The sequence below is a fragment of the Microcoleus sp. CAWBG27 genome, from assembly GCF_020883145.1.
GTDB lineage: Bacteria > Cyanobacteriota > Cyanobacteriia > Cyanobacteriales > Microcoleaceae > Microcoleus.
Map to the genome: position 1 here is coordinate 12,695 of NZ_JAHREU010000052.1, position 20,599 is coordinate 33,293.

Annotated in this window: 16 protein-coding genes; 14 read left to right on the forward strand and 2 right to left on the reverse strand. The window is 43.4% G+C overall.

Annotated elements, in window-relative coordinates:
* Positions 1-18: 18 nt before the first annotated feature.
* The gene (locus QZ938_RS23775) at positions 19-183 is read left to right on the forward strand and encodes a hypothetical protein (RefSeq protein WP_293154224.1); all 165 of its coding nucleotides are present in this window, start codon (positions 19-21) and stop codon (positions 181-183) included.
* Here the strand turns inward: QZ938_RS23775 and murC are convergent.
* Positions 134-1,690 carry a UDP-N-acetylmuramate--L-alanine ligase gene (gene murC / locus QZ938_RS23780; protein ID WP_293353673.1) on the reverse strand — a complete coding sequence of 519 codons (1,557 nt, stop codon included), beginning with the start codon at positions 1,688-1,690 and terminating at the stop codon, positions 134-136. The genes QZ938_RS23775 and murC overlap by 50 nt on opposite strands.
* 855 nt (positions 1,691-2,545) lie before the next feature.
* Between murC and nadD the strand changes: the two genes are divergently transcribed.
* From nadD to QZ938_RS23835, 11 genes are all read left to right on the forward strand, one after another.
* Complete coding sequence (gene nadD / locus QZ938_RS23785; RefSeq protein WP_293353671.1) at positions 2,546-3,256, forward strand: nicotinate (nicotinamide) nucleotide adenylyltransferase; 711 nt, start codon at positions 2,546-2,548, stop codon at positions 3,254-3,256.
* A 214-nt stretch (positions 3,257-3,470) separates the two neighbouring features.
* Positions 3,471-4,490, forward strand: coding sequence for a type I glyceraldehyde-3-phosphate dehydrogenase (locus tag QZ938_RS23790; protein ID WP_293353669.1), 1,020 nt, complete (start codon positions 3,471-3,473; stop codon positions 4,488-4,490).
* A 568-nt stretch (positions 4,491-5,058) separates the two neighbouring features.
* Positions 5,059-6,012: a GDP-mannose 4,6-dehydratase gene (locus QZ938_RS23795; RefSeq protein ID WP_293353667.1), complete on the forward strand. Its 954-nt coding sequence runs from the start codon at positions 5,059-5,061 to the stop codon at positions 6,010-6,012.
* A gap of 22 nt (positions 6,013-6,034) precedes the next feature.
* Positions 6,035-6,274 (forward strand): DUF5678 domain-containing protein, encoded by a 240-nt coding sequence (locus QZ938_RS23800; protein ID WP_293353665.1) that lies wholly within the window; start codon positions 6,035-6,037, stop codon positions 6,272-6,274.
* Positions 6,275-6,307: 33 nt separating this feature from the next.
* Positions 6,308-7,084 (forward strand): glucose-1-phosphate cytidylyltransferase, encoded by a 777-nt coding sequence (gene rfbF, locus QZ938_RS23805; RefSeq protein ID WP_293353663.1) that lies wholly within the window; start codon positions 6,308-6,310, stop codon positions 7,082-7,084.
* On the forward strand, positions 7,081-8,079 hold the full coding sequence (locus QZ938_RS23810) for a GDP-mannose 4,6-dehydratase (protein WP_293353661.1): 999 nt from the start codon (positions 7,081-7,083) through the stop codon (positions 8,077-8,079). Before rfbF ends, QZ938_RS23810 begins: the two co-directional genes overlap by 4 nt.
* Positions 8,080-8,231: 152 nt before the next feature.
* Positions 8,232-9,461, forward strand: coding sequence for a class I SAM-dependent methyltransferase (locus QZ938_RS23815; protein ID WP_293353659.1), 1,230 nt, complete (start codon positions 8,232-8,234; stop codon positions 9,459-9,461).
* Positions 9,458-9,991, forward strand: coding sequence for a dTDP-4-dehydrorhamnose 3,5-epimerase (gene rfbC / locus QZ938_RS23820; RefSeq protein ID WP_293353657.1), 534 nt, complete (start codon positions 9,458-9,460; stop codon positions 9,989-9,991). The genes QZ938_RS23815 and rfbC overlap by 4 nt, the downstream gene beginning before the upstream one ends.
* Complete coding sequence (locus tag QZ938_RS23825; RefSeq protein ID WP_293353655.1) at positions 9,988-10,914, forward strand: NAD(P)-dependent oxidoreductase; 927 nt, start codon at positions 9,988-9,990, stop codon at positions 10,912-10,914. Before rfbC ends, QZ938_RS23825 begins: the two co-directional genes overlap by 4 nt.
* A gap of 74 nt (positions 10,915-10,988) precedes the next feature.
* Positions 10,989-12,149, forward strand: a complete 1,161-nt coding sequence (locus QZ938_RS23830) for a class I SAM-dependent methyltransferase (protein ID WP_293353653.1) — start codon at positions 10,989-10,991, stop codon at positions 12,147-12,149.
* Between the two features lie 3 nt (positions 12,150-12,152).
* Positions 12,153-12,917: a cephalosporin hydroxylase family protein gene (locus QZ938_RS23835; protein WP_293353651.1), complete on the forward strand. Its 765-nt coding sequence runs from the start codon at positions 12,153-12,155 to the stop codon at positions 12,915-12,917.
* Between the two features lie 57 nt (positions 12,918-12,974).
* Here the strand turns inward: QZ938_RS23835 and QZ938_RS23840 are convergent, their stop codons facing one another.
* Complete coding sequence (locus QZ938_RS23840) at positions 12,975-16,067, reverse strand: tetratricopeptide repeat protein (protein WP_293353649.1); 3,093 nt, start codon at positions 16,065-16,067, stop codon at positions 12,975-12,977.
* Between the two features lie 385 nt (positions 16,068-16,452).
* Here QZ938_RS23840 and QZ938_RS23845 point away from each other — a divergent pair, with 385 nt between their 5' ends.
* A complete protein-coding gene (locus tag QZ938_RS23845; RefSeq protein WP_293353647.1) occupies positions 16,453-17,409 on the forward strand; it encodes a GDP-mannose 4,6-dehydratase in 957 nt (318 codons plus the stop codon).
* 242 nt (positions 17,410-17,651) lie between these two features.
* A complete protein-coding gene (locus QZ938_RS23850) occupies positions 17,652-20,462 on the forward strand; it encodes a hypothetical protein (RefSeq protein ID WP_293353645.1) in 2,811 nt (936 codons plus the stop codon).
* Positions 20,463-20,599: the final 137 nt, after the last annotated feature.

The window sequence follows — 20,599 nt, forward strand, 5'->3', positions numbered from 1 at the left end:
ATACATTCGCTTGAAGAGGTGGTAGCAAATTCTGTTTGCGTAACTTATGCGACTGTTTTGAGAGAGTCGCCAGACAGCAGTGTCGGTACAACCTGCACCGCCATCATGTCGATCGACTTGGGGCGGGCGAGAGCTAATCCGGGCGATCGGCTTGTTGATAAAAAGCCATCACCTCTGGAATAATCTGATTCAGATTGCCAGCACCCAAAAACAGAGCCAAATCCCCCGGTTGCAGATTTTCGGTTAAAAACTTACTTACCGACTCCAGGGAAGATTGAAACTCAACCTCTCGGCCTTCTTTAGCAATCAAATCAGCAACCTGCTGCCCGCTAATCTCTCCTAAATTCGGTTCCCCAGCACTATAAATATCGCAAGCGACAACCAAATCTGCATCCCCAAAAGATTGAGCAAATTCTGGCAAAAATGTCAGAGTTCGGCTGTAACGGTGCGGTTGAAAAATAGCAACTACTCTTCGGGATTTGGAATTCTTTTCGTTACCTTCGATGCGTAAGCGAGCAGCGGCCAAGGTAACCCGAATTTCGCTGGGGTGGTGGGCGTAGTCGTCCACAAACAGGATGTCATTGTGAAAACCCCGCACTTCAAAACGGCGGCGAGCGCCTTCAAAGCCAGCAATCGCTTTGGCGATCGCCGAAAACTCCAACCCCAACAATCGACCCACTGCTACCGCAGCTAGTGCATTGCTAAGATTGTGTGTGCCGAGCAACTTCAACTCCATTTCCCCCAGGAAAGCTCCTCGCTCCCAAATGCCAGCCTTGGTGCTGGCGGCGCCGTATTCCACGTCCGAAACCGTGTAGTCAGCACCGCTGTCCGGATTCAAGCTGTAGCTGACATTCGGTGCAAGGGAGTCTTTGACGATTTGGTCGTCTATGCAGCCCACCAACGTTTGACAGTTTTGGGCAAACACTTTAAATGTGTCTATTACCTGTTCGAGGGTATCGTAATGGTCTGGATGATCCAGTTCCACATTCGTCACTATGCCAATTTTGGCTGCAAGCTTGACGAGGGAACCGTCGGATTCATCAGCCTCGGCGACTAAGTAGGGGCCTTCCCCTAAACGGGCATTCCCTTCCCAAGCATTTACCTCGCCTCCTACCACGATCGTCGGATCCAGACCCGCAGCCATCAGCATAAAGCCGATTAAGCTGCTAGTGGTAGTTTTGCCGTGAGTCCCTGCTACGGCTATGCTTTGGTAATCTTGAATTAACGCTGCCAACACATCCGATCGATGAAAAATCGGACATTCCAAATCTAGGGCAGCTCGATATTCGGCATTTGCCGGGTGAATTGCCGTCGAACATACTACTTGAGGCAATCCCACAATTGCTTGGGGGCCAGAACCCTTGCCGTTCAATTTGAGAGATTCGGCTGTCGCCACGGAAGTCCCTACCGTGCCAGCGACTGCCGAGGATACGGCCTTTTCGGCTGCCCCGCGATCGGGACTGCTAACGTTGAGGGCCGTTTGAAATATTTCAAAATTGCTGGCGTCTTGACGCCAAAAAATGTGAGCTCCCATTTCTTGCAAGCGCTCGGTTATGTGACTCGATTTAATATCGGAGCCGTACACAGGCAACTTGCGTTTCGCTAGAATGTAGGCAAGGGCTGACATCCCAATTCCACCAATGCCGATGAAATGAAATGGTCTCCCGCTGAAATCAACAGAACTCGGCATTTTCGCTCCTCACACACCACACCACGCCAATAACACGCGATATCATATCAAGAATTGTTTTTTCAGGATACAGTTCGCTAGAGATTTTGTACAAAATTCTCTGCGCGTCCCTAGATTTGTGGGACTTGTAGAGATGTTTGTCTTGTATCCTATATGACTTAGTACCGAGTAGTTTTCCGGAACAGTCACAACTCGAAAATTGCAGGTCAGAGAGAATGGGGTCTGGGGTCGGGGCTAACTGACTAATTTTGGGCGGTTGCATATCTCCTGCATTCTTTCTATTTCTACCCGCCTGCTGTGCTGGGATACGGCAGCAAAAGCCCCACAACCTTTGTACGAAGATTGAGGGTAAAACCCATCAGGATTTACAAACACTACCACGTATGACAAAAGTTCGCTCATTTTTTACTCATTTATCTGCTGGTACGGTCATTTTTTCCTGAAAGTCAGAGATTGACTCGATCGCCACCACAGTATTTTCTCACATACTGTATACATTTTCTCACTTAATAAAGGTACGTTGTTGGGCTTCAGCCCTCTTACAGTCTTATATAAATTACATTAAGATACAGGCAAATAATTTCAATCACAGTCATACCTCACCTATCTGAGGAGAATGAGTTATAGCCTTTCTCAAAAAGATGAGGTATGACTGACAGCTTATATAACCCCTTAAACCAAGAGGGCCCAAGCCCAACAACGTACCTCATCTTTGTGAGAAAGTTATATATACAAGCTATACATTAAATCACGGCCGTCAAACAGTGACTGAGCTTAGTGGTAAAAGCGCACAAACATGAAATTTGGGCGATGTCTGTCTGTATTAATCCTAATTAATCCTAATTTTTGGGAAATATGGGGAAAATAGCGATTTTTGGGGGTACTTTTGACCCGGTGCACAGGGGTCACTTGTTGGTAGCCCAGGCGGCTGCGAGTCAGTTTAATCTCGATCGAGTGATTTGGGTACCCGATCGCGCTCCTCCTCACAAGTGGCGATCGGATTTGGCAAGTTTTGAGCGGCGGCGCTCCATGCTCGCTCTGGCGCTGGGCGATCGCCCAGACTTCCTACTAGCGCCGTTGGAGGTAAATCCTTCGGGCAGTTCTTTTGCGATCGACACTTTGCTATATTTGCAAAAAATGTATCCAGGCGATCGGTGGTACTGGATTATTGGCAGCGATGCTTTCAGAACTCTTCCCAAATGGCACCGCTCGGCGGAAATCGGCCGGTTGTGCCACTGGTTGGTGGGCCCGCGTCCGAGTCAGGGAGGTGCACAGACAGCAGAAAGCGGGGACATAGGGGCAGCATCTGAGTGGGGCGATAGTTTGAGGGATGTGTCCATTGATGCCGGCGACAGGATGCAGGTTGAGACAAATGCTGTTTGCTCTAAAGTTGCCGAACAGATGGCTCTGCTAGATGTGGAAATTTGTTGGGAGGTGCTGTCGATGCGCGCGATCGAGATTTCGTCGAGCCACATCCGCCGCTGCTGGGCCGAACATCGGGATCTGAGCGACTTAGTACCGGAAGTTGTCGGGAGTTATATTGCGGCCCATCAGCTTTACCAGTAAAGGGCGATCGAATTTACCAGCAACCAGGGACTGAAAGCCGGAGGCCTTATGGCTTGCGATTTCTGCCTTCTCAAAAATTTCAGATTTTTTCAATACAGACGAAAAGTTAGAAAGGATCAGCCTTTGCGATATGATCTTGTCTCATAAGTCAATTCTTAATTTTTGTCAAAAATTCAGCCTGAGCTAAGGGCTGCCATCGTTAGGAGGTACTAAGGTGATTCGAGTCGCGATCAATGGTTTTGGGCGTATTGGGCGCAGTTTTGCGCGCTGCTGGCTGGGCCGTGAAAACAGCCAGCTAGAGTTGGTAGCTATTAATGACACTTCCGATCCCAGAAGTAATGCTCACTTGCTGAGATACGATTCCATGATGGGAACATTAAAAGGCGTGGACATCAGCGCCGATGAAAATTCCATTACTCTCAACGGCAAGACAGTTAAATGCGTGAGCGATCGCAATCCCCTAAACTTGCCTTGGAAAGATTGGGGTGTCGATCTAATTATTGAATCAACTGGCGTCTTTATTGACCAGGCCGGTGCATCGAAGCATATCACTGCCGGTGCAAAAAAAGTGCTAATTACCGCTCCCGGCAAAGGCCCAGAAGTTGGCACCTATGTAATGGGAGTCAACCACCACAACTACAAGCACAGTGACTACACTGTCATCAGCAATGCTAGCTGTACGACTAACTGTCTGGCTCCTGTACTCAAGGTGCTGCACGAAAATTTTGGCATCGTCAAAGGCATGATGACCACTACTCACAGCTATACTGGCGACCAACGCTTGCTCGATGCCAGCCACCGCGACTTGCGGCGGGCGCGGGCGGCGGCAATGAATATTGTGCCTACTTCTACTGGTGCTGCTCAAGCTGTAGCTTTGGTGATTCCAGAATTAAAGGGTAAGTTAAATGGTATTGCCATGCGCGTGCCGACTCCCAATGTGTCGGTAGTTGATTTTGTGGCTCAGGTAGAGAAAAAGACTTTTACCGAGCAAGTAAATCAAGTGTTTAAGGAAGCTGCTGCTGGTTCCATGAAAGGGATTTTGGAGTATAACGATTTGCCTTTAGTTTCTTGCGACTATCGAGGAAATGATGCCTCTTCGATCCTGGATTCCAGCTTGACGCTGGTGATGGATGGCGATATGGTAAAGGTTTTGGCTTGGTACGACAATGAATGGGGCTACAGCCAGCGCGTAGTTGACTTGGCTGAATTGGTCGCCCAACGGTGGGAAGCCTAGTATCTGAAGGCAGAAGTTCAACAGTTGACAGTTGACAGTTGACAGTTGACCATGGGAGAGCGACCTCTACCTAGAAGGAAGAGGATTGGAGTAATGAATAGTCTGATTTTAATTTCTCCCGCTCCGGGTTCCGGCTTTCAACCAATTCTTTCTGGTAAAAATAACCAGTACAGTAATATCGGTCTACTGTCTGATGCTTAGGCCCAGCTCCCCCCTAACCCCCCTTCCCAAGGGGGGAACAGGACTCTTCTCAAAGTCCCCCTTCTGAAGGGGGATTTAGGGGGATCTGGCCTAGGCTATAAGCCAGATTTCGCGATATCGCACGGGTGGGCAGAAACCGGGTTTTTTTACCAAAATATTTGGTTCAAACCCTTAATATCGGTAAAAAACCCGGTTTCTTTAGTCCCCGGCGTAAGTCCTAAAATTTGTTTGCTGTAAGCGCTTAAACTCGCCCTGGTAAGTCCTGCAAAAATCCCAAATACTAAAAACAATAAAAATTCTGACGGTAAAAGTTAAATAACGGGAAAAATAGCAACCGTTAAGCTAGAGTTTGATTGTAAAAATTTATATGAAAAAAGCGCTAATTTGTGGTATATCAGGTCAAGATGGAGCTTATTTAGCTAAACTGTTGCTCGATCGAGGTTATGAAGTTTGTGGCACCTCCAGGGACGCCCAAATGTCTAGTTTCGGAAACCTTGCCCGTTTGGGAATCCGGGACAGAGTAAAACTAGAATCCATGTCTCTCAACGATTTTCGCAGCGTCTTGCAAGTATTGGCAAAAATTGCACCCGACGAAGTGTACAATCTAGCAGGTCAAAGTTCCGTCGGCCTGTCTTTTGAACAACCAGTAGAAACCCTCGAAAGCATTGCCACCGGAACATTAAATCTGTTAGAAGCAATTCGGTTTACAGGCGGCAAAATTAAACTTTACAACGCCAGTTCTAGCGAATGTTTTGGGGATACCGGAGGCAATCCTGCCGATGAAAATACGCCCTTTCGCCCCAGAAGTCCTTACGCAGTGGCGAAGGCTACAGCATTTTGGGAAGTAGCAAATTATCGGGAAGCGTACAATTTGTTTGCGTGTTCTGGTATTTTGTTCAATCACGAGTCACCGCTGCGCCCGGAGAGGTTCGTCACCCAAAAGATTGTATCTGTGGTGTGCCGAATTGCTGCGGGTAGTTCCGAAAAACTCCACTTGGGAAATATTTCGGTGCAGCGAGATTGGGGTTGGGCGCCGGAATATGTGGAGGCGATGTATTTGATGTTGCAGCAGGAAGAACCAGATGATTATGTAATTGCTACTGGTGCAAGTTATCCTCTGGAGGAGTTTGTGCAGACAGCTTTTGTTTCTGCTGGTTTGGATTGGCGGGAACATTTGGTAACTGATGCGAGTCTCTACAGACCGACGGAGATTGCACTTGGAATGGGTAATCCGGCTAAGGCGAAGGAAAAGTTGGGCTGGGAGGCGAAGTATAAAATGCCCGATGTCGTGCGGATGATGGTGGAGGCGAGGATGGTTTGAGGGAAAATTATGGGGTGAAAATATGGCGGCAGAATATGCAACGGCTAAGGAGTGGTATAAGGCTAATCGCCGTGAATTGAAAAAATATCGGGGTCAGTGGATCGCTTATACTAACCAAGGTGTGATTAGTGGCGATCGGGATTATCGAAAGATGAAGGACGCTATTCCTGCTGATGTACCTAGTTTAAGTTATGTCATCAGTCGTATATATGAAAGCGATATTGAGTCTGTTCGCTTCCCAGGATTTCGCTGTTGTAACTAGATATTAGTTGATGATGTTTAAAACTGTGAAAAGATGCAAGTAGTTATATTAGCCGGCGGTTTGGGGACACGTCTCCGAGAAGAAACAGAATTTCGTCCTAAGCCCTTAGTTGATGTGGGCGGGCGACCGATTCTCTGGCACATTATGAAGACCTATGCCCACTACGGCTTCCTAGATTTTATTGTGTGTCTGGGCTACAAAGGCAACATGATTAAGGAGTATTTCCTCAATTATGAAGCGATGAATAATGATTTTACTATTTGCTTGGGTCGCCAAAATCAGATTACCTATCACGAGGAACACCAGGAGCAAGATTTTAAGGTGACGCTGGCGGAAACAGGCCCTGACAGCATGACTGGGGGGCGAGTGAAACGAGTCGAGAAATACATTACCGATGATACCTTTATGGTGACATATGGTGATGGAGTTGCTGATATCGATATTGGGGCGTTGGTAGATTTTCACAAGGCTCATGGTAAGCTGGCAACTGTTAGTACGGTTCGCCCAACATCTCGATATGGTATTTTAGATGTGGACAACCAAGGCAAAGTTCTGGAATTCACCGAAAAACCTCAAATAGATGGCTGGGCTAGTGCCGGATTTTTGGTACTTCATCGCAGCATATTTGAGGCTTTAAGCGGGGATGATTGTTTTCTGGAGCGGGAGCCACTAGAGCGGTTAGCAGCGGAAGGACAATTGATGGCGTACCGCCACCAAGGCTTCTTTTTTGCAATGGACACTTACCGCGAGTATAAGTATTTGAATGAACTGTGGGATAATGGAGAGGCTCCTTGGAAGGTGTGGGAATGAGTGAATTTTGGCGCGATCGATCGGTATTGGTAACAGGTTGCACAGGTCTTTTGGGTAACTGGTTAGTGGCTGAGTTGCTGGAAAGAGGAGCTTTGGTAACGGGATTAGTCCGTGACTTGATACCCCAATCCCGACTTTATGCTGGAGAGTGGTACAAGCAAATTAATATTGTTCGCGGTTGTGTCGAAGATTTGCCAACGGTAGAACGAGCGATTAATGAATATGAAATAGATACGGTGTTTCACTTAGCAGCTCAGACTATTGTGGGAGTTGCAAATAGAGAGCCACTGGCAACTTTTGAAACGAATATTAAAGGTACTTGGAATATTCTAGAAGCTTGTCGCCGTGTTGGTGGTGTGAGTCGAATTGTCATAGCATCAAGCGATAAAGCCTATGGAGACCAGCAAGTTTTGCCTTACAGTGAAACAACTCCGCTGCAAGGAGAACACCCTTACGATGTTTCTAAAAGCTGTGCTGACTTAATCAGTCGTGCTTATTATATCAGTTATGGTTTGCCTGTTTGCATTACTCGCTGCGGGAACTTTTACGGCGGTGGGGATTTGAATTTCAATCGCATTGTTCCGTCTACTATTCGATCGGCATTACGAGAAAAGCCAGTAGTCATTCGTAGTGATGGCACTTTTATTCGGGACTATTTCTATGCGAAGGACGGGGTTTTAGCTTATCTCCATTTGGCAGAACAAATGGACAGGAAAGAAATTTTGGGAGAAGCCTTTAATTTCAGTAACGAGCTTCAAATCTCTGTCCGAGGTATGGTAGACCATGTTTTGAGATTGATGGGTAAGAGTCATTTAGAGCCTGTCGTATTGAATCGGGCAAAGAATGAAATTAAACATCAGTATCTCTCGGCAGATAAGGCGCGAAGAATGCTCGGTTGGGAATCTAAATATCCTCTAGAAGAAGGGTTGAAAGAAACAATTGAGTGGTACGAGCAATTTTTGATGGACGAAAGTCCCTGTTTTATCAACGTGTGATTCAGGTATGACTTAAGCCAAGTGTCACCGTAACATCAAGTTGTTGTAGGGTGCGTCAGACATTGATTATTTCGATTTTAACAAGTTTTTCGGATCTGACGCACCCTACGGATGTACCTTAAAACTCAAAACTTTTAAAAGGGGTTAATTCTGTGACATCTAAATGTCGTTTTTGTAGTCACCCATTGGAGCATACTTTTGTAAATTTGGGGATGTCGCCGCTAGCGAATGCTTTTCTATCTCAAGAGCATCTGAATTGTGCTGAAAAATTCTATCCACTCCATACTTATGTCTGTGCTAATTGTTTTTTAGTGCAGTTAGAAGAGTTTGAATCCCCGGATAGCATCTTTAGTGACTATGCTTACTTTTCTTCCTATTCAGACTCTTGGCTGCGCCATGCTCAGAAATACACAGAGTTGATGGTGGAGAGGTTTGGATTTAACCAAACCAGTCAGGTAATCGAACTCGCTAGCAATGATGGCTACTTACTCCAGTATTTTCAGCAGCAAGGAATTCCAGTATTGGGGATTGAACCTGCTGCAAATGTAGCTAAGGTGGCTGAGGAAAAAGGGATTCCAACTTTAGTCAAGTTTTTTGGCGTGAAAACGGCTAAAGAGTTGGTTTCACAAGGGAAGCAGGCAGATTTGTTGCTGGGAAATAATGTGTTGGCTCACGTGCCTGACTTGAATGATTTTGTGGCGGGGATGAAAATTCTCCTGAAACCAAATGGCGTCTTGACAATGGAGTTTCCTCATGTGTTGCGACTAATTCAAGACAATCTGTTTGACACGATTTACCATGAGCATTTCTCTTATTTTTCGTTGTTGACAGTTGAGAAAGTTTTTGCAAGTCATGGTTTAACTTTGTTTGATGTGGAGGAATTACCGACGCACGGGGGTTCTCTGCGGATTTACGGGAGGCATAGTGAGGTCGATGGAAAAATTAGCGATAGCATCACCGAATTGAAAGCAAAAGAAATTCAATCAGGGCTCAACCAGATTGAAATTTATGTAGGATTTGGCGAACAGGTTAAGTCTACTAAACGTCAAATGCTGAGTTTCCTAATTGATGCGAAAAACCAAGGTCAATCAATTGCGGGCTATGGGGCACCGGCGAAGGCAAATACGCTGCTGAATTACTGCGGTATCCGCACGGATTTGATTGATTATACGGTGGATTTAAGCCCGCACAAGCAGGGTTTGTTTTTACCGGGAACCCAGATTCCGATATATCATCCAGACAAAATTCGCGAGACTAAACCGGATTATTTGGCGATATTGCCTTGGAACATTAAGGATGAGATAGTAAGTCAGATGGATTATATCCGCGAGTGGGGAGGTAAGTTTGTTGTGTTGATTCCTCAAGTGGAGGTAATCGGGTGAAGTTTACTGAGACGAAGCTCAAGGGAGCTTATGTTATTGAGGTTGAACCCATAGCAGATGAGAGGGGATTTTTTGCCCGCAGTTGGTGTCAAAAGGAGTTTGCCGAACATGGTTTGAATCCTAACTTGGTGCAGTGCAATATTTCTTTTAACCTCAAAAAGGGTACTTTGCGGGGGATGCACTACCAGGCTAAACCTCACGAAGAAGTGAAGTTGGTTAGATGTATCAAAGGGGGAATTTATGATGTAATTATCGATTTGCGTCCCGATTCTCCTACTTTTCAAGAGTGGTTTGCAGTAGAGCTAAACTCGGAAAATCGCAAGGCGATATATATTCCTGAAGGTATGGCTCACGGCTGTCAAACTTTGGCAGACAATACTGAGGTTTTTTACCAGATGTCGGAGTTTTATTATTCTGAATTAGCAAGGGGAGTGCGGTGGGATGATCCGGCTTTTAGTATTGATTGGCCGGAGATATCTGGACGCGTAATTTCAGAAAAAGATCGAAATTTCCCGGATTTTGTGCTATGAAAAAAGTGCTGGTTACGGGTGCAGGGGGTTTTGTTGGCAGACACTCGCTTCCGACGCTCGTGGAACGCGGGTTTGAGGTTCATGCTGTCGCTTCTAAGACCTTGCCTGATGTCAATTTGGATTGTACTTGGCATCTGGCCAATTTGTTAGACCATACATCCATTAAAGAGTTAGTTTGTCAAGTAAAACCTACACATTTGCTACATTTTGCCTGGTGTTATACAGTGCCTGGACAATACTGGAAGTCTGAGGATAATTTTTTGTGGGTGCAGGCAAGTTTGGAATTGTTGAGGCAATTTCGAGAGCAAGGGGGCGATCGCGTTGTCATGGGTGGAACCTGCGCGGAGTATGATTGGAAGTACGGTTATTGCTCGGAATTTGTCACGCCGAGAAATCCAGATACTCCTTACGGTATTTGTAAAAATGCTTTGCAGGAGATGGTGAGTTGCTATTCGGAGACGACAAGTCTGAGCAGTGCTTGGGGACGTATTTTCTTTCCCTACGGTGCTGGCGAGTACCCCAATCGGCTGGTTTCTTCAGTGATTGTTTCTCTCTTGAAGGGAGAGCCTGCTCGCTGCTCTCACGGTAATCAAATTCGTGATTTTCTGTATGTACAGGATGTGGCTGATGCTTTTGTGGCTCTTTTGGAGAGTGATGTGACAGGAGCTGTTAATATTGGATCTGGACGGGCGATCGCGATTAAAGATGTTGTTTATCAAATAGCTGATATGATTGGGCGATCGGATTTAGTTCGGTTAGGTGCTATTCCGTCTGCTGCAACAGAAGCGCCTTTGTTAGTGGCTGATGTGACTCGTTTATCGAATGAGGTGGGTTGGCAGTCAAAGTTGAGTTTGGAAATGGGATTAAGGCAGGCTATAATCTGGTGGGAAAATTCAAATTATATAGGATTAAAAATTAAGTAATTAGTGAAAATCTTGAAACTGATGCTGACACATACAAAAAATTATAAATCTTTCCCGATAAATGGATATTAAGTATGCAAAGATGTCCTATTTGCGATTCTAACTTAATAGCCCCATTTTTAGTTCGAGGTAGCGTACCCGTCCATCAAAACTTAGTTATGGCAGATAGAATATCTGCTATAGAAATAAATCGTGGAAATCTAACTCTAGCAGTTTGTGAAGACTGTGGATTTATTTTTAATCAGGATTTTGATGGTTCCAAGTTGAGTTATGGCAAGGAGTATGATAATACCCAGACTTATTCGCCATCTTTTGAGAGTTATATTTCCGAACTTGCCCGCTCTCTAATCTATGATAAAAATGTTCAGAATTGCTCGGTTGTGGAAGTTGGCTGCGGTAAGGGATCCTTTTTAAGGAAGCTCGTAGAATCTGAGGAATGGGGAAATACCGGTTATGGGTTTGATCCAAGCTATGTCGGGGCAGAAACTGTTCTTGACGGTCGCCTGAAGTTTGAGAAGCGTTACTATGATTCAGAGTGTGCTAATATTCATGCTGATGTGGTTGTTTGTCGTCACGTGATCGAACACGTTCCCGATCCTTTGAACTTACTTTTTTCTGTCCGACAAGCTTTAGTTTATTCTCCCAATGCTCGCGTTTTCTTTGAAACACCTTGCGTCGAATGGATACTCCGCAATCAAGTAATCTGGGATTTTTTCTACGAACATTGTTCCTACTTTACGGCAGAGTCTCTAGCGACGGCTTTTGAAGAATCCGGTTTTCAAGTTGAGAGCGTAGAGCATATATTTGAAGGGCAATATCTGTGGTTAGAAGCTACGATTCCGCCCCAAAAACCTGCGATCACGAAAAAACCAGCATTAATTTCAACTTTAGCTAACGAGTTTGCGACATCAGAACGCGAACTGATTAGCAAGTGGGAAATTAAGATTCAAGAATTAGCTAGCCAAGGAAAAGTTGCTCTTTGGGGGGCTGGAGCTAAAGGTGTAACTTTTGCTAACATAATAGATCCCGATCGTAAATGGATTGACTGCATTATTGATCTGAACCCGAATAAACAAGGTAAATATATCCCTGGGGCTGCTCACCCGATTGTCAGCTATCAGGATATAGCCGATCGAGGAATTACAACTGCTATTTTGATGAACCCGAATTATCATCAAGAAAATTTAGTCTTATTAAAGGCATCCAACTTAAACATTGACCTATTAGTGGAGTAATTTATGAAATTGACAATTGATACAACTGAAAAAACACTGACTTGTGAAATTGATAACCAGAAGCAGGTATTAGACCTTTATACCAAAGAGGCTTTTGAACTCATATCGCTTCAGTGGGTTAAAATTGGATGGAATCAGAAATATTCTTATACATTTAGTTGGTTGGGTCGCCCTTTGCTGCAACTCCCTGAAGATTTGATTCGCATTCAAGAAGTTATCTATCAGGTTAAACCCGATGTAATTATTGAAACCGGGGTGGCTCACGGTGGCTCTCTGATTTATTACGCTAGCCTTTTTAAAGCAATGGGCAAGGGTAGGGTGGTAGGAGTTGATATTGAAATTCGCCCTCACAATCGCAAAGCTATAGAGGAACACGAACTGTCATCGTTCATTACTTTAGTTGAAGGCAGTTCTACAGATACCAGTATTGTAGAGCAAGTTAAAAAACTGGTAAATCCAGGGGAGACTGTCTTGGTAATTCTTGATTCGTGTCACACAAAACAGCACGTTGCTGACGAGTTAGAGGCTTATTGCAGTTTTGTGACACCAGGTTCCTATATAATTGCCACCGATGGGATTATGAAGGATTTGGATGATGTGCCGCGTGGGAATCCTGACTGGAAGTGGGATCATCCTACTGCGGCGGCTGCTGAGTTTGCAGAAAAGCATCCTGAATTTGTGTTGGAACAACCTAAGTGGCCGTTTAGCGAGAGTGATTTGACGGAGAATGTGACTCACTGGCCGGGCGCTTGGTTGCGACGCACTTAAATCATGTCTATTATATAGTGTGAGTACCTTGCTCACACTAACTTATGAGAAAAAACATCAGCTCATTTCCATTTTATTTAATAATTTAACTATCTCATTATAAATAAACCGCCAATCGCAATCATAATTGTTATTAATACCATCAGTAATATATTCATTAGGAAGTAATACTTGCGCTTTTAAATTTTCTCTAAAAGTCGGATGGCTTAGGTGATTACCAAAGGAATTCATCATAAAGGTAGATGCGTGAACAACAATATTGGGATTATTGGCTATCCATGATGAAAAAGTCATACCAGCGCCCAAGCTAGTCACACCTATCTGTATAGCTTGAGTCCACCAATTGACAGTTTCAAAAGTCGTGGCACCGATTGCACTATAGGTATTGATGCTAGGAGGGATAAGAGCAACTATTTCTTCCATTATAGCTTTCTCCTTTTTAATTGTAGACCAGCTCGTACTTAGAGAATCCTCTTTTCCTGTCAAAGACCACCCATCAAACACAACTCCCAAATTCGGAAAATCCGAATATAAGTTTGTAATAATATTCGCTATTCCTTCTGATTGACCTAGCCATACCCTACTACTGGTGCGAATTTGGAAACCGAGAAGTGGGAAATGCTCCTTAGCTTGTTTCACTTGTGTCAAAAAATCTTGAGTACATTTTTTCATGGAAGCATCGCATACTCTCTTTACTAATTGCTCCGTAATAAATATACCATTTGCCCTGAAAGCAACATAATTATTATCCAATACAGTTTTAAAAAGATCCCAAACATCTTCAACTTCAATAAACTTGTCAGCAGGAAATTCTGGAAAAACTTCTCGACAATTGAAGTAGTCACCAGGTCCTGTCAGGATTTTATCAAGTTTATGCTGAATTTCATTCTCTATGAGAACATGAATACCCGCTAGGTCTTGCCAAAAATAATGTCCTATATTGAAGCCTAAACCTATAACATCGACTACTTGTTTAGCTTCTGTTGATATATATTTTAGAACTTGTTGCCAATAACTTATCATGTAACTTTTGAATTTATTGATACTTTCTACAGAGCGTGCAAAACCGACTAACACAGGATTGAGGTTAATAATTAGCTCTAATCTTGGTATATAAATTAACAACTTTTCACCATTTGGGCACCCTGTCATTAAATAAAATATTTCCTTTCCTACAAAGCGGTAAAGAAAACCTTGCAAATCATGGTGCCCCACTTCTTGATGATTGATAATAAATGATTGATTAGACCTAATAATCTTGCTGCTGAAAGGACAAACTGCATAAACGTAACCAGTTTCTAAGAGAACTTGCTGATACGGCAAAGTTAGTCTCATTGGCTGATGCAGATGTTTTGGAGAATCGGCAAAACTCTTGATATAAATTTCTTCCAAGAGAAAGTTGTCTTGTGCTATTAGTTTCACATTCGCTAGTGACAGTCCTATTTTTTCCAGATACTTCCTATCATCAGAATTTTCCAATGTATGTGTAATGATTTTGTATCGGCTTGTTAGGCTGAAATATTCCTCGGCTGCTTTTGGTTTGATTTCTGCGTGCCAATCAATATTAGTTTCATTGAGTGGGTTGAGTTGATTTAATTCATTCCATATCTGATCGCAGAGATTCCCTTCACTATCGGCTGGGATATGTGGTGTTTTCTGAAAACAGACTATAGCTTCGTGTATCATACCTTGTTGTGCCATGAGTATCGATAAGTTATGATGATAAGTCACAGCACTATTAATTGATGTCTTGAGCGCCTCTGAGGAGCAAGCAAGTACCTCATCTAGTAGTCCCTGTTTTAACAAACCTATTACTAAGTCTGAGTAAATATTAGTTTGTTCAGGGATAATCTCTATAGTTTTTCGGTAGCAAGAAAGGGCTTCTTCTACCCTATTGTTTTGAGCCAAAAAGACCCCAACCTGTACAGCTTTTTGGTAAGCTGCGATCGCCTCAGTAGATTTTCCTTGTCTTGTTAGCGATTGACCTAAGTCGTACCAAGATTTATATGACTCTGGATTCAGGGAAATAGCTCGTTCGTAGCAAGCAATTTCTTCTGCTGAGTATTCATGGCTAATTTCTAACTCGCGCCACCGACAAGCTATCTCGTACTCTATATATGGATACTTAGTTAAAACGTAGGAAAATTCCTGTGAACCTCGAAATCCACTGAGGATGATCTGGCGGGATATCGCACCATCCTGGAGATTTTTTGCATATGTTTCTTTCTCATTCCCCTGGGGTTCGCGCTTCAAGTATGCGCGGTAAACTTCTTGTACAAAATCTGATTCATTGAGGGACTCAGCAGCTTGTAAAAAAGCTTCATCATTGACTTGATGCAGGTCCATTTCACACGCATCTTTATGGCGTTTTTTGAGAAGGATTTTTCCCGTATCTGGATTGGAGCGTACAAGTTCTAGATTGAGCTGCGTCCAACGATATAAAGTTTCTCCTAAGTGTTGATGAGACTCATAAGAATCTGGATTTAGTTTACAAGCAAGACGATAGCAGTCGATCGCCTTTTCCCACAGCTCATGTTTTACTAATCTCTTTCCTAGCTGGCAATAAACTTCAAAGCTATCGGGTTGGAGTTCTAGGAGTTTATAGTAAGGTTCCGTATTATCTGGGTTTAGCTCAATGGCTTTATAGTACGATGCGATCGCCCCCTGCAAATCCAATTTAGTTCGTTGTTGCAGAACTTCCCCTAATTTATTGTGAATCCAGTCCGCCCCTGGGTTCAAACTTTCCGCTTGCCGATAAGTCGCGATCGCTTCATCTAGCTGACCCAGTTTAGCTAAGCTCTCACCTAACCCGCAGTAAGAACCGAAATGTTGCGGATTGAGTTCAATGGCTTTACGGAAAGCGGTTGCGGCCTCCTCTGGTTGCATTTGCTGAGCTAGAGCATCCCCTAAATGGTGGTAAGACCAAGAGAAATCCGGGTTGAGTTCTATAGCGCGGCAGTAAGCTGCAATCCCTTCCTCCAGCTTGCCTTGCTTAGTCAGGGCTTCCCCTAAATGGTGGTAAGACCAAGAAATCTCAGGATTTAAGTCGATCGCATGGCGGTAAGCTGCGATCGCCTCCTCCAAATTACCTTCCTCTAAAAATTGTTTCCCATTATTCAAATATATAGTCGCAGTTTCGTTTGTATTCATTTCAATTTATTTTTTATCTAGTTATATTCTCAGTTTGACTAGGGCTGTTCTTTTAGCTTAAATAATGATGCCACACAATACGAGTTTATGAGCTTGACAAAGATTCACCAATCTGAACTTCAAATCAATACAGTGTAGCTCCCTCTTTAATCGTTTCTAATTTCAAACCTTGTACGCCATACAAGACTATAGACAGACGACTATAGACGGTTTTGCAAAGTTCCTGATTTGAAAAAAAATTACACATAGTCACATATACTAGGGAACACTCGATCCAAATGTCAAGTCAACTAGCAAAATGTGCCTTCAGTGTACCTGCATATGTACTAAACTAAGCAAGCACCAAAGAGGCCAGAGTCATCAGAGAGTTTTTAGAGGCAATTCTATGAAAAAAGCAGTAATTTGTGGTATATCCGGTCAAGATGGAGCTTATCTAGCCAAATTACTCCTAGATAAAGGCTACTCAGTCTGTGGTACCTCGCGAGATGCCCAAATGTCAACCTTCAACAACCTCACCCGTTTAGGCATTCGTAACTCAGTAAAGCTAGAATCCATGTCCCTCAATGATTTTCGCAGCGTTTTACAGGTGCTTGCCAAAATCGAGCCAGATGAGGTTTACAATCTAGCAGGTCAGACTTCCGTGGGACTGTCCTTCGAGCAACCAGTGGAAACCCTAGAAAGCATTGCCACCGGGACACTCAATCTCCTAGAGGCAATTCGGTTTACAGGGGGCAAGATTAAATTGTATAATGCCAGTTCAAGTGAGTGTTTTGGCGACACCGGAGGCAAAGCCGCTGAAGAAAGTACCCCATTTCACCCCAGAAGTCCCTATGCAGTTGCCAAAGCAACAGCATTTTGGGAAGTAGCGAACTATCGCGAAGCCTACAATCTGTTTGCTTGTTCTGGTATCCTGTTTAATCACGAGTCGCCACTACGACCACAACGTTTCGTAACCCAAAAAATCGTATCCATAGCTTGCCGGATTGCGGCCGGTAGTCCAGAAAAGTTGCAATTGGGGGATATTTCCGTGCAGCGAGACTGGGGCTGGGCTCCCGAATACGTGGAAGCAATGTATTTAATGTTGCAGCAGTCAGAGCCAGATGATTATGTCATCGCCACCGGAGAAAGTCATGCCTTAAAAGAATTTGTTGCCCAAGCCTTTGCCAGTTTGGGATTAGACTGGGAAGAACATACAGTTATAGATACGAGTCTGTACAGACCGACAGAAATTGCACTTGGCAAAGGCAATCCTGCTAAGGCAAAGGAAAAATTAGGTTGGCAGGCAAAATATAAGATGCACGATGTAGTAAAAATGATGGTCAAGGCAAAGCAGGATAAATGATAAGCAATTTAGAAAATATAAAAATCCAAGATTTATCCGTCCTAATTTGATTCGCTAATCTTAATGTAGTTATGGAATATGCGAAAATTGGGTTGAGTTTTAGATTGACTAAAGGTGAGGTGTTTAATGTAGCAGAAAGATATCTATTTAAAGGAAAACATAATCTAGGAAATTGTTTTCCGTTCCAGTAAAAATTGTTCAAGTAAAGTGAAGATTGTTTAGATAGGCAAGGAGGTATTATTATGGTTGAACTAATTGCTGTTCACGTCCCCAAAACAGCAGGAGCAACTTTTCAATCTGTCTTAAAACAAGTTTATGGAGCGGAAAATATTTACTATGATTATTTAGAGGTGTCTAGACCGAGAGTTTACAAGCCTAGTGAAATTCCGTCACAAATCAGAGCCATTAACGGTCATTTTTCTATCAGCAAGTATGAAAGCTTTTTCCCAGAAGCTAAAAGAATTATTTGGTTGAGGCACCCGATTTATTTATTGGTTTCCCTCTATTTCTACTGGCGATATCTCCCTTTACAGAAAGGTGATGACACCATAGTAGGAAAATTGCAACAATCGCAAATGGGTATATATGAATTTTCAGAGCAACCGGAACTGAGAAATATATTATGTCAAAATGCTTGTGGAAAGATGCTAGACGAATTTTATTTTGTAGGCTTGCAAGAGTTTTTTATAGAAGACTTGTTAGAACTAAAAACAATACTTGGTTGGCCCGAAGTTAGGATATTTCAGGAAAATATTAATCCCAATCCTAAATACCAACATGATGTACAAAATGTATTAACTAACAAAACAATTATCAGCAAGTTAGTAGAAAATAATCGCCAAGATATAGAACTTTATGAACAAGCATTAGTTTTGAGAGCAAAGCGGAGAAAAGAATCAAGTTTAGTACAGCCAATTCTAGCAGGATGGAATCGGGCTCAGTACCAATTAAGTCAATTAAGCAACCAAAATAATCCAGTTTCTTTTAAAAAAACAGACAAAGGAAAAGGAGCAGCAAAAATGACAAACTGGCAAAAAACCTTTTTATTTAAAGGCAAAGAGTTATATTATAATCGCATACCGTATAACAATCCTTCGGAAAGAGCGGTGGAAGTTCCGATCGGGTTTAATTGGCTGATCGATCTCCAAAATTCCGACCGTGTTCTTGAAGTGGGAAACGTACTTTCTCGCTATGAAAGCTCACTAGGCGAACAGATGGGGGTTATTAAAAGAAGAATTATAGACAAATTTGAAATAGATATAGGCGTGGACAATGAAGATTTAATGACACTTGAATCTGACGAAAAATATCATGCTATAGTTTCAATTTCTACCGTAGAACATATAGGTCAGGGACTTGATCCGCAGGGTGCTTACGGTGAGTCTACAGAAATTCGCGATATGGAAGCTCCACTGAAGGCGATCGCCAAGATCTACGATTTGCTGGCTATTGAGGGAAAAGCATTGATTACAGTTCCCTTTGGAACCCTTACGGATGGAGGATGGTACATTCAGTTCAGCGCGCAGTATCTGGCACTCTTAAAAAAATATGGAATTCCTCAAGAAGCAATCCGTACAAGTTTTTTAAGATTAATTAATAGAGATCCAACAAAGGATAGCGTCAAAATGCTTTGGGGAGAAATAGAAGAGATAGAACTTGGTAATGTAGAGTACAACCATCCTTTCCCCTTTGCAAATGCGATCGCCGTTATAGAACTTTCCAAACTTTCAACAAACTTTCAGATAAACTTAAAAGTTGAGCCTACCCCTCTCTATTATCATATGCCATACGAGACTCGGATAGAATTGGACCAATACAAAGTGCAACTGCACCAGATTCAGGCTGAATTGGAGCAATACAAAGCGCAACTACACCAGACTCAGGGTGAATTGGAGCAATACAAAGTGCTAATGCACCAAGCACAGAGTCAATTGGCACAATCCCAGTTGCAACTACACCAGACTCAGGGTGAAGTGGAACAATCCCATACTCAACTGCACCAGACTAAAGGTGAATTGGAGCAATCTCAATTGCAACTGCACCAGACTAAAGGTGAATTGGAGCAATCTCAGTCTCAACTGCACCAGACTAAAGGTGAATTGGAGCAATCCCATGCTCAACTGCACCAGACTAAAGGTGAATTGGAGCAATCTCAGTCTCAACTGCACCAGACTCAGGGTGAATTGGAGCAATCTCAATTGCAACTGCACCAGACTCAATCTGTATTGGTACAATCTCAGTTGGAACTGCATCATACTCAGGAAGAATTGGAGCAATCTCAGTTGGAACTGCATCATACTCAGGAAGAGTTGGAGCAATCCCAATTGCAACTGCATCATACTCAGGAAGAGTTGGAGCAATCCCAATTGCAACTGCATCATACTCAGGAAGAGTTGAAGCAAACTCAGGGTGAATTGGAGCAATCCCAATTGCAACTGCACCAGACTGAGGAAAAGTTGGAGCAATCTGAGTCTCACCTACACCAGGCTCAGGCTGAAGAGGAACAATTTCAGGCTCAACTGCAACAGGCTCAAGGTGAATTGGAACAATCTCAGTCTCAACTGCATCAGGCTCAGGCTAAATTGGAGCAGTCTCAGTCTCAACTGCACCAGGCTCAGGCTGACAGGGAACAATTTCAGGCTCAACTGCATCAGACTCAGGCTCAACTGCATCAGACTCAGGCTGAATTGGATCAATCCCAGTCTCAACTACACCAGACTCAGGCTCAAGGCGAAAAACTACAGTTTCAGGAAGCTATGGTTGGACATTCTGACTTACGAATCCAGTTGGATTACAAACTGCTGGTGTGGGAGGCTTGGCACGCTCATCACAAAGGTGATATCAAAGGTATGGCTCACTTTCTAAAGGAATCATTAAAGTGTACCCCTTTCTCAGGAACAGAAACAGTATTAAAATGGTTAGAGAGTTTTGCCCACTTCAGTTCAGAAAAGGGATATCACCTTGATACCAACTCCTTGATTAACTCAGCGGAATGGAATGAATTGATGCGTCGCGGTCTTCATAGTGGCAAGAGTGTAATTGCGATGCACTAGACTGGGATTGCTAGTAACCTGTGATCCCAATCTGACGTTGTGTTCGTTGCTAAACTTAGAACACTGTGCTAATAGGGCGATCAATCATTGCTGAAGATGACGAAAAAACAGTTACTTTTAAAGGTTAAATTGTATTC